The sequence below is a fragment of the Methylobacterium sp. Leaf102 genome (genome assembly GCF_001422425.1).
In the GTDB taxonomy this organism is placed as follows: domain Bacteria; phylum Pseudomonadota; class Alphaproteobacteria; order Rhizobiales; family Beijerinckiaceae; genus Methylobacterium.
The window spans coordinates 93,069-106,927 of sequence record NZ_LMMX01000034.1; the positions used below are offsets into that span (position 1 = coordinate 93,069).

Genomic DNA, 13,859 nt, shown 5'->3' on the forward strand with positions numbered 1-13,859 from the left:
TCGTGATCCCTCTCGCCCCGTCCGTGGCGGCGACCGCCTCGGACTGTCCATAGGCGCCCTTGCGCATCGGCTCATGAACCTGCGGGCCACCCTCACCCGCCGGCTCGCCGGGCCGCCGCAGCGCCCTGACTACACCGTGGCGGCGACCCGGCCGGCGCCGAGCTGGATGACGAGTCCGCACGCCCTCGTCGGACGGGAAGCGGCCTACCGCACCCCGCCCGCCGTGCAGGGCTGGCCCGACCACGTCTTCGACGACCGCGCCACCCTCGACATGATCCCGGCGCGCGCGGCCCCCTTCGCCCGGCCCGAGGACGGTCTCGGCGACGGCGAGGCCGGACCCCGCGTCCTCATCCGCGCCCCGCGCCGGCCCGCCGCCATCGTGCCGGAGGCCGACGAGGCCCGCCCGGTCCAGGCCACCACCGCCCCCGCCCCGGCCGTGCGCTACACCCGCACGCCCGATCCGGTGCTGCAGGAGCGCCGCCAGCGCGCGCTGGATGCCGAGCGCGCCGTCCTGGCCCAGGCCGAGGCCGCCGCCGAGGAGATCCGGACCCGCGCCGAAGCCGAGCGCGCCGCCGAAGCCGCCGCGCGCGCGGCCGCCGAACTCGAAGCCATCGAGCAGGCGACCCGCGAGGCGGCGGCGGCCACCGCCGAGCCCCTGTGGCGCCAGCCCTTCGTGGTGCCGGAGGGCGTCCGGTTCTTCCGCAGCCCCGACCGCCGGCAGGCCAGCCCCGCCGTCGAGGCCCCCGTGGTGGAGGCGCCCGTACTGGACGCGCCCGTCTTGGAGGGGCCCGTCTTGGAGGGGCCCGTCTTGGAGGGGCCCGTCCTGGAGCTGTCGGTCATCGCCGAGACGCGTGCCGACGCCCCGGCGGCCGATCCCATGGCCGATCCCATGGCCGAGGATCGCGACTGGTCCGAGGTTCCGGACTGGTCCGAGGTGCACGCCTGGTTCGACAACCGCGATTCCGCGGCCCTCGACGCGTGGTCGGAGATCCAGGCGGATTCGGCCGGCGTCGCGCCGATTGCCGATGTCGTCCCGCCGCTGGCGGAGGTCGCGCCGGCTCCGGACACCGTCGTCCCCGCGCCCGCCGATCTCGCGCTCCTGCGCCCGGCGCCGGTCTACGGCCTCGACCGCCTGCTGCAGTTCGACAGGCCTCCGGCCCCCGCCGACGGTCAGGACAACGCGGCGTGCGCCGTCGCGCGGGTGGCCGCCGCCGCCCCGCGTTCGCCCGTGCTGAGCGCCATGGCCGCCCGCGCGGCCATCCGCTCGGCCCGCCCCCCGGTGGCCCCCTCCCCTGCCCCGCTCCCGCTCGCCGCGATCGTCCCGGCCCTGCCGGACGCCCGTGCCGAGCTAGTGGCGTTGCCCCGGTCCTTCGCGGAATCCCAGCCCTTCCCCGATCCCAAGCCTTTCCCCGACCCCAAGCCTTTCGCCGAACCCGTGATCTTCACCGAGTCGGCCTTCGTTCCGGCGGCGATCCCGGCGCGGACGGTCCTGCTGCGCACGCCCAAGGGCGCGCCTGCCCCCGAGCCCGTGGTCGAAACGCCGGCAGCCGAAGGAACCCTTGCGCCGCAGGTTGCGCCTGAGGCGCAGGCTGCGTCCGAGCTTCGGGCCCAGCCCGAGCCCGAACTGGCCGCGGCGGTCGCCCCTCCCGTTCCGGTCCTCAACATCCCGCGCGCCATCCTGCCCGAGCGCCAGACCCTCATCGCCGCCGGGCGGCACATCTCCCTGTCGCTCGTGGAGAACGAGGATTACGAGCATCCCTCCCTCGAACTCCTGGCCGAGCCCGACCCGAGCGGGACCGAGGAGGTCGATGCCGACGTGCTGGAGCAGAACGCCCTGAACCTCCAGCAGACCGTGCAGGATTTCGGCGTGCGCGGCGACATTTTGGCCGTACGGCCCGGCCCCGTCGTGACCCTCTACGAATTGGAGCCGGCGCCCGGCACCAAGTCGAGCCGCGTGATCTCGCTCTCGGACGACATCGCCCGGTCCATGTCCGCCGTCTCGGCCCGCGTCGCCGTGGTGCCCGGCCGCAACGTCATCGGCATCGAGCTGCCCAACGACACCCGCGAGACCGTATACCTGCGCGAGCTCCTCGCCTCGGCCGATTTCGGCCTGAGCAAGCACAAGCTCGCCTTGTGCCTCGGCAAGAACATCGGCGGCGAGCCGATCATCGCCGACCTCGCCCGGATGCCGCACCTGCTGGTGGCCGGCACCACCGGCTCCGGCAAGTCGGTGGCCATCAACACCATGATCCTCAGCCTGCTCTATCGGCTCAAGCCCGAGGAGTGCCGCCTGATCATGGTCGATCCGAAGATGCTCGAACTGTCGGTCTACGACGGCATCCCGCACCTGCTCTCGCCCGTGGTCACGGACCCGAAGAAGGCGGTCATCGCCTTGAAGTGGGCCGTGCGCGAGATGGAGGAGCGCTACAAGAAGATGTCCAAGATCGCCGTGCGCAACATCGACGGCTACAACGCCCGCATGGCCGAAGCGCGGGCCAAGGGCGAGATCATCACCCGCGAGATCCACACGGGCTTCAACCGCGAGACCGGACAGGCCGTCTACGAGACCGAGGAGATGGACCTCTCGGCCCTGCCCTACATCGTCATCGTCGTCGACGAGATGGCCGACCTGATGATGGTGGCGGGGAAAGACATCGAGGGYGCGATCCAGCGCCTCGCCCAGATGGCACGCGCAGCCGGCATCCACCTCATCATGGCGACGCAGCGCCCGTCGGTCGACGTCATCACCGGCACCATCAAGNTGCCGCGCGGCAGGTACCCACGGTCACGCTCGCGCGAACCGAGCCGGCGACCGACGACGCGGTGGCGATCCAGCGCCTCGCCCAGATGGCACGCGCAGCCGGCATCCACCTCATCATGGCGACGCAGCGCCCGTCGGTCGACGTCATCACCGGCACCATCAAGGCGAACTTCCCGACCCGGATCTCCTTCCAGGTGACGAGCAAGATCGACAGCCGCACGATCCTCGGCGAGATGGGCGCCGAGCAGCTGCTCGGCCAGGGCGACATGCTGTTCATGGCCGGCGGCGGGCGCACNGACGAGCAAGATCGACAGCCGCACGATCCTCGGCGAGATGGGCGCCGAGCAGCTGCTCGGCCAGGGCGACATGCTGTTCATGGCCGGCGGCGGGCGCACGACGCGCGTGCACGGGCCGTTCTGCTCGGATTCGGAAGTCGAGAGCGTCGTCGCTCATCTCAAGCGCCAGGGCCGGCCGTCCTACCTCGAGGCCGTGACCACCGACGATTCGCCCCCGGACGAGAAGCCCGCCAAGGGCTCCAAAGCCGACAAGGCCGAGAAATCCCAGGCCCTCGAGGCCGAGGACCTCGACGTGCCGATCTTCGACGGCGGCGCCTTCGCCGCCACCGGCGGCATCGATCCGGGCGCCGAACTCTACGATCAGGCCGTGCAGGTGGTGATGCGCGACAAGAAGGCGTCCACGTCCTACATCCAGCGCCGCCTGCAGATCGGCTACAACCGCGCCGCCTCGATCATGGAGCGCATGGAGATCGAGGGCATCGTCGGCCCGGCCAACCATGCCGGCAAGCGCGAGATCCTCATGGAAGGCGGCCCCGGTCCGTCGTCGATGATGGATTACGACGACTGAGTCCGTCCCCTCCCTCTGGGGAGGAGCGCAGCCCGGATGCGTCGCATAATCGCCACAGGGGCGGACTCTAAGCGGAGCCCTCCCCGTTCGAACCGCCTTCAGGAGACCGTCAGATGATCGGCCGCCGTCACCGCCTCGCCGCCGGCCCGCTGCTCGTCCTGGCGGCTGTCCTCGTTCAGCCCCAACCTGCCGCGGCCCAAGGCTCGTTCCTCGACGGCCTGTTCGGCCGCAAGGAGGAGCCCGCCCCGGCGCCGGTCGAGCCGCCGGCCCCGCCCGCTCCCGCCCCGGCCGCTCCGAAGAAGCCCGCACCGCAGGCGGCAAAGCCAGCCAAGGACACGCCGGCGAAGGAGTCCAAGACGGTGGCGGGCGACAAGATCGTGACCCCCAAGCTCCCCCCCAAGGCCTCCGAGCCCGCCAGGGTGGCCGCCGTCGGTGCGCCGCTGGCGCAGGAGGCCGATGCCGCAGCCGTGCTCGCGCAGGCCAACGCCTACTTCAACGGCATCACCACCCTCACCGGCACCTTCGTGCAGATCGGCGCCGACGGGCGGCGCATCGGCGGCAAGCTGACGCTGGCGAAGCCCGGCCGCCTGCGCTTCGACTACGACCAGCCCTCCCCCCTGGAAGTGGTCGCCGACGGCACGTCCGTGGCCGTGAAGGACCGCAAGCTCGGCACGCAGGACCTGTACTTTATCTCGCAGACCCCGCTGAAATTCCTTCTGCGGGAGAAGATCGACCTCGCCCGCGACCTCACGGTCTCGGACGTCTCGAACGATCCGGGCGGCGTCCGCATCTCGATGGAGGACCGCTCGACGCTCGGCGGCACCTCGAAGATCCAGCTGTTCTTCGATGCCGAGGTGAAGACCCTGAGCCAGTGGCGGATCACCGATCCCCAGGGCTACCAGACCATCGTGCAGCTCTCGAATCTGCAGAAGGGCCGCAGCGTCGAGGGCACGGCGTTCTTCATCAATTACGGCCGGTCCGAGGACAAGGCGATGGAGAAGCAGATCCGGGCGCAGTGAGGAGCGCAGATCGCCGGCCGTCATCAATGAAGTGCCCGAGCCGGCGCCCTGTCGCGAACGCGGAAGCCACTTCCTCCACGATGTCGCGTTCGCGAATCGAGCGATCCCAGGGACCGCTAACCGAGACGGATGTGGCTGAACAGCGTCGAGCCAGCGTTTCAAGCTGCTCCACCGACGAACCGTCTACGGACGATCTGGCGCATGACGTCCCCTATGCCATGCGGCGGGTGCCATCCGAAACGTTCGAGGAGGCCCCTGTCCTTGCCGGCGACAATTCTGGCGAGCTGCCTTGGAGGAATATCGAGCGCCCTGTCCCACGGGAGGGGCCCAGTCTGAGGGCCAGTCTCCTTGGTTCGGATCTCACAGTAGTTGAGTCGCCTGATCTGGGAGATCATCCAGAACAGGACTTCCGCCGCGCTACTCGGCATAAACACGAACACGTCCGTGCCGGGCCTGCAGAAGACTAGGTTCGTCAACGCCGCGCCCATGGAGCCCACAACGGTGCTGGCGCCCTTGAACGCGGCGATCTGATCACGGAAATCGAGCGATGCCGTCGTGACCTCAGAGAAACCATTGGCGACCAGGGCCGCTGAGATCTGCCTTTCGTTGACGAAATCCCGCGTCGGTGCGGGTCTACGTGGCACATAGATCATGCTGGCCGTTCCCGCTTGGACATCGTCTGCAACGGCATCGAGACATTGCATGACGTAGGGCGAGATATACTGAGAATGGGAAGCAAGGCCGTCGACGTAGATCAATTCCTTTAGAAAGACTGGTTCCTGACCGCAGGTCAGAATCTGATCGCGGTCGTATCCTGCCTGCTGAATCGCCTGAATCGCGACCTTTCGGATTGCAGCTGTGCTTTCGTGAATGAGAACGGGCCAATCTGTCAGAGCGAGGTAGGTTCGCGCGAACCAAGCCCGCGTCAGCATCTCGATCAGGAAATGCCCGTAGTTCTCCGCACCCCGGCTTTTCGCCAGGACGGCTTTCCGGATGGCACGGACGCCTTCGCGATCTCGGATCGACCGGACCGCTTCGGCCGAGGAGTCGATTTGTTCGTCGGAATGAAGTGTTCGCGTGCAGGCAATAAGGTGTGCGTTCTCGTCGAAAACCAATCCTTCGTTCGAGACAAAAACGTTTTTCAGAACATAAATATCGATATTTCTTCCGGCGTGAACTGAATTTTGCCAAATATTGACCATGAGCTTTGCGATGTCTAGTGGCATCTTCTCAAGCTCTATAATCTTAGGAGGAGTGTAGTAGACAGTCGGGCACTCAATTTGGCGGATTAGGGAACCGGATGGTGCAGACACCAAGGGAGTTTTGAGGGCGTAGGACATTTGATCGCTTGCCTAGAGGACAGCGATGCGCGGCCTCCGCTCCTCCTATCCTGCGGAAGGACTTGTGTCGCTCTCGGCAACCGACCTGTCCGCCTCCCTCCACCGATTCAACTCCGCATCGATCGCCCCTTGCGTGCCCTCCATGAACGCCGCACCGGAGAGTCCCGCGGGCAGGACCGGGAGGTAGCTCACGGTGACGGCCCCGGGATGGTGGCGTGAGCCGCCATGGGGCCAGTATAGGCCGGAATTCACCGCCACGGGCAGCACGGGCAGGCCGAGCTTGGCGTAGAGCAGCTCGACGCCGCGCTTGAACTGCACCGGATCGTCGATGCCCCCGCGGGTGCCCTCGGGGAACATCAGCACCGAGCGCCCCTGCGCGATGGCCGCGCGGCTCTCGTCGATCATCACGCGCAGGGCCTGGGTGCCGTTGGCCCGGTCGATGATGATCATCGGCGAGCGCCGTAGGAACCAGCCGACGATGGGGATCGCCACGAGCTCGCGCTTGGCCACGATGGCCACGTTGGGCACCAGGGTGAGGAAGGCCAGGGTTTCCCAGGCCGACTGATGATTGGCGACGATGAGGCAGGGTTCGGCCGGGATGCGCGCGCGCCCCTCCTCCACGTAGGTGAGGCGGACGATGCGCGCCAACCCGAACAGGATCCCGCGCGACCACAGGCGCGTCGCCGCACGGATCGGGCCCGTGGGCGAGCCGAGCGCGGCCAGCACCACCAGGGGCACGAGGAAGAGCGCGGTCCAGCCGGCCCAGTACAGATTGAACAGCGTGGAGCGGATGCGCGACACGGTAACGACGACCCCTGAATCGCGCGCCCTCCCCGATCCCGATGGGAATCGCGGCCGGGCGCGGCATTTCCACGGCGACGGCCGGGGCGGTTTCGGGCTATGGCGAAGCCGCCGCGCCGTCGCGCGCAGGTTCCTTTAAACCTTTTCCGGCCTCACGCGAGCGGATCGATCGTTGCGCCTCACCGTCACCACCTGGAACATCAACTCGGTGCGCCTGCGCATCGACCTCGTCCTGCGCTTCCTCGCCGAAGTGCAGCCCGATGTCCTGTGCCTGCAGGAGACGAAGTGTCCCGATGACGCCTTCCCCCTCAAGGCCCTACGCGGGTCGGGCTACGAGAACGCTGTCTTCGCCGGGCAGAAGGGCTACAACGGCGTCGCGATCCTGTCGCGGTTTCCCCTGATCACCCGCGACTGCATGGCCTTCTGCGACCGCGCGGATGCGCGCCACATCTCGGCGGCGCTGGGGCCGGAGGCCGGCAAGGCCGCGGGAATCGTCCTGCACGATTTCTACGTGCCGGCCGGCGGCGACGTGCCCGACCGGGCCCTCAATCCGAAGTTCGCCCACAAGCTCGATTTCCTCGCCGAACTGCGGGCCTGGGGCGGGCGGCGCCCGTCCGGTCCGGCGATCCTGGTCGGCGACCTCAACGTCGCGCCCCTCGAACACGACGTGTGGTCGCACAAGCAACTCCTCGACGTGGTGAGCCACACACCCATCGAGACGGAAGCCTTCGAGACCCTGCGGGGCGAGGCGGGCTGGATCGACACGGCCCGCCTGCTCGTGCCCGAGCCCGAGAAGATCTACACGTGGTGGAGCTATCGCTCGCCCGATTGGGCCGCGGCGAACAAGGGGCGGCGCCTCGACCACGCCTGGGTCTCGCCCGACCTCGCCGGAACCGTGCGCGATCTCACCGTGGCTCGGCACGCGCGTGGGTGGGAACGTCCCTCCGACCATGCGCCGGTGACCCTGACCCTGGAGCTTTAGGCTCGAACCACGGAACGGGAGCCGTCTCACGCGCATTGGTCCTGCGAAATGCCGCGCCCGCGCGGCCAACCCGGAGTTCCCATGCGCAAGCTGCTCGTCGCTTTCCTCCTGCCCAAGCTCGTGTCGTACCTCCGTCGCCGCTATTCCGGTGCGCCGAACCGCCGCTCCATCTGAGGCGTCCGCCCGGTCACCCGGGCAGCGCAACCAACACGAGACGATCGAACGGGTCCTGCGGGGCCCGTTCTGCTGTTCGGCCGAGGGCAGGCCGGAAGGTCCCGCCCAGGTTGTGGGGCGGTCGCGGCTCTGTTAAATTCCGATCCGCATCAAGAGTCGGGCCGACGCCTGACGCCAACCTGCTCCCGGGCAAGGTGGCGCTCTCCCGATCCGGGAGGGGATGTGGCCGGACCGGCAACAAACGGGTTTTGCCACACGTCGTCGTCCCGCTCACCCTGCGGCCTCAACGACGATAGGCGAATCCAGCGATGCCCCTCGATCCACCCTCCGCGTCGCCCCAGCAATTCGCGAGCGACAACTACGCTGGCATCTGCCCGGAAGCCTGGGCGGCGACGCAGGCCGCCAATGCCGGCTCGATGCCGGCCTATGGCGAGGACCCCTGGACGGCCCGCGCGGCGGACGCGTTTCGGACCCTGTTCGACAAGCCCGATGCCCAGGTGTTCTTCGCCTTCAACGGCACCGCCGCCAACGCCCTGGCCCTGGCCTCCCTGTGCCAGTCGTATCACAGCGTCATCTGCGCGGCCTCGGCCCATGTCGAGACCGACGAGTGCGGGGCGCCGGAATTCTTCTCGAACGGCTCGAAGCTTCTCGTCGCCCCCACGGAGAACGGCAAGCTCACCCCGGCCGCCGTGCGTGCGCTCGCCACCGGCCGCTCGGACATCCACTTCCCGAAGGTCCGGGTGGTGACCATCACGCAGCCCACCGAGACGGGGCAGGTCTACACGCTTCCCGAGATCCGCGCCCTGTCGGCCACCTGCCGGGATCTCGGCCTGCGCCTCCACATGGACGGGGCGCGCTTCTCCAACGCCTGCGCGAGCCTCGGCTGCGCACCGGCCGACATGACCTGGCGGGCAGGCGTCGATCTCCTGTGCTTCGGCGGCACCAAGAACGGCATGGCCGCCGGCGAGGCGATCCTGTTCTTCGATCCGGTGCTGGCCGAGGATTTCGGTTATCGCTGCAAGCAGGCGGGGCAGCTCGCCTCGAAGATGCGGTTCCTCTCCGCGCCCTGGGTCGGGATGCTCGAAGGCGGCGCCTGGCTCGTCCATGCCCGGCACGCCAATGCCTGCGCCCAGCGGTTGGCCGCCGCGGTGTCCGGCCTGCCCGACTGGTCCGCGATGTTCCCCGTCGAGGCCAACGCGGTGTTTCTCAGGGCGCCCGCCGACCGTTTGGAGGCGCTGCGCGACAGGGGCTGGCGCTTCTACACCTTCATCGGCGGGGGCGCCCGGTTCATGTTCGCCTGGGATTCCGACCCCAAACGGGTCGACGCCCTCGCGCAGGATATCCGGAGCCTCGGCCGACGCGCGGCCTGAGGCGCGTCAACGAAGAAGGGCCAGCCTCGCGGCTGGCCCTTCTTCGTTCTCGTGCCGAGTCGGTCGCTTATATTAATTTTCAGTGAGACCGACCCATAGGTCGGTCTCACTGAGGTCCGGCGGACGACCGCCGCCGCGCCGTCGCGCGGACAGGCCTCGATGAGTCAGGCTCATCAAGGTCAGGTATTACTCGGCCGCGCTCATCTCGGGGGTGAAGTGACCGCACCAATCGGCGGCGCCCACCACCGGCCACAGGCCGTGACCCTGCGGCTCCGGCTGGCTCACCGGGGGGTTAAACCGGCACAGGCCCTCGTCGGCGGCCGCAGCCGCGCCATTGACCTTGTGCTCGTCGAAGAACTTGCAGCTCTCACACTTGGCGTTCGCCATGACCGTCGCTCCTGATCGAAATCGGCAGCGTGGCTGCCTGCAGTTGAGAATTAGAACAGATCCAATCTGGCAGTCAACGGGCTTGTTGGCGGGCGGTTCCCATGAGGGGATTGGGGGCGGCATCCTCGTTCGGTATTCATCGCGCAGGCGGCCGAATCCCCTCGCCGGAACGGCGCGACGCAACCCCGACGCGGCCACGATGGCATCCTGCACGGGGTGGCCTGCCAGGGTCGGGAATCCAGGGGGTATGGCGAGGGGTGGCACGGCCTGCGCTTTCGTGTATGTTGCGCGCGCTTCGACCCGTGTGAACGGGGCCGGGGCACAAGCTGCTTGTGGACTGACCGTGCTGGACGACATCCCGGCACCGGCCTCCCGCAAGTGTTCGCGGCCCCCTGGTTCGCCGGGGCCCGCACGATCCGAAAAACCCACCGAAAGGGATAGCGATGTCGATCACGGCAGAGCGCAAGACCGCGCTCATCAAGGAATACGCGAACGGCGGCAAGGACACCGGATCTCCGGAGGTCCAGGTGGCGATCCTCACCGAGCGGATCACCAACCTCACCGGCCACTTCAAGACCCACGGCAAGGACAACCATTCCCGCCGCGGCCTCCTGAAGATGGTTTCGCAGCGCCGCTCGCTGCTCGACTACGTTAAGGGCAAGGACGAGGCCCGCTACCGCAGCCTCATCGAGCGACTCGGCATCCGCCGCTAAGCCGGCGTTCTCCACGCGGTTCCGGGCCCGGCCCGGGGCCGCGTTTCCATAGATCGGGATGCCGGAATGGGTCCGGCCCCCCGAAACCCGGGTGACTTGAAGGCGTGCCGGCCGGGGACAGGATCGCGAGGGGCTTTTCGGACACCGAGAAAGCCCCTCGCCATCTTGCCCCTGGCGGCGCCGGGTCCGCCCGACCGCATGATGGCAAGGACAAAAGAATGTTCGACGTACAACGCGAAGAGCTGATGTGGGGCGACCGCAAGCTCGTCCTCGAGACGGGCAAGGTCGCCCGCCAGGCCGACGGCGCCGTGATGGCGACGTACGGCGAGACCTCGGTGCTCGCCACCGTCGTTTCGGGCAAGGAGCCCAAGGCCGGTATCGACTTCCTGCCGCTCACCGTGAACTACCAGGAGCGTGCCTACGCCGCCGGCCGCATTCCCGGCGGCTACTTCAAGCGCGAGGGCCGGCCCTCCGAGAAGGAGACCCTGGTCTCCCGCCTCATCGACCGCCCGATCCGCCCCCTCTTCGTCGAGGGCTGGCGCAACGACACCCAGGTGGTGGTCACCGTCCTGACCCACGACCTCGAGAACGATCCCGACATCCTCGCCATGGTGGCGGCGTCCGCGGCGCTCACGCTCTCGGGCGTGCCGTTCATGGGCCCCATCGGCGCCGCCCGCGTCGGCTACGCCAACGGCCAGTACAGCCTGAACCCCCTGGTGGCCGATCTCGAGGCCTTCTCCCTCGACCTCGTCGTCGCCGGCACCACCGACGCCGTCCTGATGGTCGAGTCCGAGGCCAAGGAGCTGAGCGAAGAGGTTCTGCTCGGCGCCGTGATGTTCGGCCACAAGCACTTCCAGCCGGTCATCGAGGCCATCGTGCGCCTCGCCGAGAAGGCCGCCAAGGAGCCGCGCAACTTCTCGGCGCCCGAGAACGGCGATGTCGAGGCCGCCGTGCTCGGCGTCTGCGAGGCCGAGCTGCGCGAGGCCTACAAGAACACCATCAAGCAGGAGCGCTACGCCGCCGTCGACGCCGTGAAGGCGAAAGTGATCGCCGCCCTGTGCCCGGCGGACGGCGAGCAGAAGTTCGCGCCCGAGAAGGTCAAGGCCGCGTTCAAGGAAGCGCAGTCGAAGGTCGTGCGCTGGAACATCCTCGACACCGGCTCGCGCATCGACGGACGCGACGTGCGCACCGTGCGCCCCATCGAGTCCCAGGTCGGCGTGCTGCCCCGCGCCCACGGTTCGTCGCTGTTCACCCGCGGCGAGACCCAGGCCCTCGTGGTCGCCACCCTCGGCACCGGCGAGGACGAGCAGTTCATCGACGCGCTGGAAGGCACCTACAAGGAGACCTTCCTGCTGCACTACAACTTCCCTCCCTACTCGGTGGGCGAGACCGGCCGCATGGGCTCCCCGGGCCGCCGCGAGATCGGCCACGGCAAGCTCGCCTGGCGCGCCATCCACCCGATCCTGCCCCCGGCCCACGAGTTCCCGTACACGATCCGCGTCGTGTCCGAGATCACCGAGTCCAACGGCTCGTCCTCCATGGCCTCCGTCTGCGGCGCCTCGCTGTCGCTGATGGATGCCGGCGTGCCGCTCCGCCGTCCGGTGGCGGGCATCGCCATGGGCCTCATCCTCGAGGGTGAGCGCTACGCCGTGCTGTCCGACATCCTCGGCGACGAGGATCACTTGGGCGACATGGACTTCAAGGTGGCGGGCACGGAAGCCGGCATCACCTCGCTGCAGATGGACATCAAGATCGCGGGCATCACCGAGGAGATCATGAAGGTCGCCCTGCATCAGGCGCAGGAAGGCCGCGTCCACATCCTGGGCGAGATGTCCAAGGCCCTGACCGATGCCCGTCCCGAGCTCGGCGAGTACGCGCCGCGCATCGAGACCATGCAGATCCCCACCGACAAGATCCGGGAAGTGATCGGCACCGGCGGCAAGGTGATCCGCGAGATCGTCGAGAAGACCGGTGCCAAGATCAACATCGACGACACGGGTACGGTGAAGATCGCCTCCGCCGACGGCAAGGCCATCAAGGCGGCCTACAACTGGATCCGGTCGATCGTGGCGGAAGCCGAAGTCGGCATGATCTACGACGGCACCGTCGTGAAGTGCATGGAGTTCGGCGCCTTCGTAAACTTCTTCGGCGCCAAGGACGGCCTCGTCCACATCTCGGAGCTCGCCGCTAGCCGAGTCGCCAAGGTGACCGACGTGGTCAAGGACGGCCAGAAGGTGAAGGTGAAGTTCCTCGGCGCGGACGATCGCGGCAAGATCCGCCTGTCCATGAAGGTCGTCGACCAGGAGACCGGCGAGGACCTCACCGAGAAGCTCAAGGCCGAGCGCAACGCCGAGCAGGACCGCGCCCGCGCCCCGCGCCAGGACGCGTAAACGAGCGTCGCCCGGGTGCGCCACGGCGCATCCGGTCACCGAACGAAGGGTGCGGCTTCAGCGGGAGCCGCGCCCTTTTTCGTCTGCGCCGGCCGATCCCGGATCAGACTCCCGGCTGCCCGCGCCTGCGGCGGACCCGCTCCGCGCTCGGAAGGGCGTCGGGCACCAGCGTCGCGCTGACGGGGTTGGGCGTATGGTCCATGGCCGCGCCCGTATAGGCATCGACACCGACGCCGATGAGGCCGCCGGCCAGGAGGTTGCCGGCCATGCCGGCGGCTCCGGCGCCCGCCACCTTGGTCCGCACGGGGACCATCGCCGGCCGGTAACCCGGCTTGACGAAGGTGACGTCGAACTCGTCCGAACGCTCCACGTCGAGGGAGCATGGGGTCGCCGGGCAGGCATAGCCCTTGGTGGTGGTCATCGCCGCCCCCGAAGGCTCGGAGAGGAAGGCCATCTTCTCGGTGGTGCCACGCGTGATGCTTCCGCACGCGCCGACGCCCGCGGCGCACAGCACCGCGACGGACAAGCCCAGGATCTTCATCGAAATCGCTCCCCTGCCGCGTTCTCCGGCGGCGGAGACGTTGTGGGCGTAGGGCGGGAATTCGGCAAGGTCGACGCAATCAAGGCGTGTGAACCGGCCGCCGCATGCGTGAGACAATCGCCGTCGCGGAGGTGTGCGCCGTCGCGGAGGCGCGGCGTCCTGCACGGGGGTGGGCGGGGCACGGCGATTCGCTTCGCGCGGAACGCCAGCCCTCACACGGCGTTCGCCTCGCGACGCACCATGAGCACGTCGCAGGAGCACGTTCCAGAATGTCCGATCCGATGATCCCGAGCCTCTTCGAAGGTGAAGCCAACCTGACCACCACCGAGCGGGCCGTGTCCGTTGTCCTCGGCCTCGGCATCGCCGCCGCCGCGGCCCAGCCGCGCCCGAACAAGTTCCTGAGCCTCGCCGCCCTCATCATCGGCGCCGGCCTCGCCATCCGTGGGGCCACGGGCCATTGCCCGGTCAAGCAGCTGAGCCACACTGCCTGAACGAAGAAAGGGGCGCCCGAGGGCGC

At 68.5% G+C, this 13,859-nt stretch carries 11 protein-coding genes, 2 pseudogenes and 1 riboswitch; of the genes and pseudogenes, 9 read left to right on the forward strand and 4 right to left on the reverse strand.

Features of this window, described 5'->3' with window-relative positions; all coding sequences use genetic code 11:
• Nucleotides 1-73: 73 nt before the first annotated feature.
• The 4 genes and pseudogenes from ASF27_RS14965 to ASF27_RS14975 all read left to right on the forward strand — a co-directional run.
• Nucleotides 74-2,761, forward strand: a 2,688-nt coding sequence (locus ASF27_RS14965) for a DNA translocase FtsK (protein WP_244481020.1), incomplete at its 3' end; no start/stop codon positions are given.
• A gap of 65 nt (nt 2,762-2,826) precedes the next feature.
• A pseudogene (locus ASF27_RS23435) lies at nt 2,827-2,958 on the forward strand (FtsK/SpoIIIE domain-containing protein); the annotation flags it as partial.
• Nucleotides 2,959-3,057: 99 nt separating this feature from the next.
• Nucleotides 3,058-3,625: pseudogene (locus ASF27_RS14970) on the forward strand (DNA translocase FtsK); the annotation flags it as partial.
• 113 nt (nt 3,626-3,738) lie between these two features.
• The gene (locus ASF27_RS14975; protein ID WP_056261358.1) at nt 3,739-4,644 is read left to right on the forward strand and encodes an outer-membrane lipoprotein carrier protein LolA; all 906 of its coding nucleotides are present in this window, start codon (nt 3,739-3,741) and stop codon (nt 4,642-4,644) included.
• Nucleotides 4,645-4,802: 158 nt separating this feature from the next.
• Here ASF27_RS14975 and ASF27_RS14980 read toward each other — a convergent pair whose 3' ends face one another.
• Entirely contained in the window at nt 4,803-5,984 is a 1,182-nt protein-coding gene (locus tag ASF27_RS14980; protein ID WP_082479195.1) for a glycosyltransferase 61 family protein, read from the reverse strand.
• 45 nt (nt 5,985-6,029) lie between these two features.
• Entirely contained in the window at nt 6,030-6,785 is a 756-nt protein-coding gene (locus ASF27_RS14985; RefSeq protein WP_056361340.1) for a lysophospholipid acyltransferase family protein, read from the reverse strand.
• Nucleotides 6,786-6,957: 172 nt separating this feature from the next.
• On the opposite strand from ASF27_RS14985, the gene ASF27_RS14990 reads away from it, so the two are divergent.
• Nucleotides 6,958-7,767 carry an exodeoxyribonuclease III gene (locus ASF27_RS14990; RefSeq protein ID WP_056175127.1) on the forward strand — a complete coding sequence of 270 codons (810 nt, stop codon included), beginning with the start codon at nt 6,958-6,960 and terminating at the stop codon, nt 7,765-7,767.
• Between the two features lie 315 nt (nt 7,768-8,082).
• Nucleotides 8,083-8,193: riboswitch (SAM-I-IV-variant riboswitch) on the forward strand.
• Between the two features lie 56 nt (nt 8,194-8,249).
• Nucleotides 8,250-9,311 carry a low specificity L-threonine aldolase gene (locus ASF27_RS14995; protein WP_056361343.1) on the forward strand — a complete coding sequence of 354 codons (1,062 nt, stop codon included), beginning with the start codon at nt 8,250-8,252 and terminating at the stop codon, nt 9,309-9,311.
• Between the two features lie 186 nt (nt 9,312-9,497).
• On the opposite strand, the gene ASF27_RS15000 is transcribed toward ASF27_RS14995, so the two are convergent.
• On the reverse strand, nt 9,498-9,698 hold the full coding sequence (locus ASF27_RS15000) for a hypothetical protein (protein ID WP_056175135.1): 201 nt from the start codon (nt 9,696-9,698) through the stop codon (nt 9,498-9,500).
• A gap of 443 nt (nt 9,699-10,141) precedes the next feature.
• Here ASF27_RS15000 and rpsO point away from each other — a divergent pair, with 443 nt between their 5' ends.
• Together rpsO and pnp are read left to right on the forward strand one after the other, a co-directional pair.
• Nucleotides 10,142-10,411, forward strand: a complete 270-nt coding sequence (gene rpsO / locus ASF27_RS15005) for a 30S ribosomal protein S15 (RefSeq protein ID WP_056175138.1) — start codon at nt 10,142-10,144, stop codon at nt 10,409-10,411.
• Between the two features lie 218 nt (nt 10,412-10,629).
• Nucleotides 10,630-12,801, forward strand: a complete 2,172-nt coding sequence (gene pnp / locus ASF27_RS15010; protein WP_056361347.1) for a polyribonucleotide nucleotidyltransferase — start codon at nt 10,630-10,632, stop codon at nt 12,799-12,801.
• 103 nt (nt 12,802-12,904) lie between these two features.
• Here the strand turns inward: pnp and ASF27_RS15015 are convergent, their stop codons facing one another.
• Nucleotides 12,905-13,336, reverse strand: coding sequence for a translation initiation factor 2 (locus ASF27_RS15015; protein WP_156467552.1), 432 nt, complete (start codon nt 13,334-13,336; stop codon nt 12,905-12,907).
• Nucleotides 13,337-13,611: 275 nt separating this feature from the next.
• On the opposite strand from ASF27_RS15015, the gene ASF27_RS15020 reads away from it, so the two are divergent.
• Complete coding sequence (locus ASF27_RS15020; protein WP_056175146.1) at nt 13,612-13,833, forward strand: DUF2892 domain-containing protein; 222 nt, start codon at nt 13,612-13,614, stop codon at nt 13,831-13,833.
• Nucleotides 13,834-13,859 lie beyond the last annotated feature (26 nt).

Excerpts from the sequence above, each read along its gene's own strand:
- ASF27_RS14980 (WP_082479195.1), bottom strand. The coding sequence starts at position 5,984 with ATGTCCTACGCCCTCAAAACTCCCTTGGTGTCTGCACCATCCGGTTCC.
- pnp (WP_056361347.1), top strand. The coding sequence starts at position 10,630 with ATGTTCGACGTACAACGCGAAGAGCTGATGTGGGGCGACCGCAAGCTC.
- ASF27_RS14995 (WP_056361343.1), top strand. The coding sequence starts at position 8,250 with ATGCCCCTCGATCCACCCTCCGCGTCGCCCCAGCAATTCGCGAGCGAC.
- ASF27_RS14975 (WP_056261358.1), top strand. The coding sequence starts at position 3,739 with ATGATCGGCCGCCGTCACCGCCTCGCCGCCGGCCCGCTGCTCGTCCTG.
- ASF27_RS15000 (WP_056175135.1), bottom strand. The coding sequence starts at position 9,698 with ATGGCGAACGCCAAGTGTGAGAGCTGCAAGTTCTTCGACGAGCACAAG.
- rpsO (WP_056175138.1), top strand. The coding sequence starts at position 10,142 with ATGTCGATCACGGCAGAGCGCAAGACCGCGCTCATCAAGGAATACGCG.
- ASF27_RS15020 (WP_056175146.1), top strand. The coding sequence starts at position 13,612 with ATGTCCGATCCGATGATCCCGAGCCTCTTCGAAGGTGAAGCCAACCTG.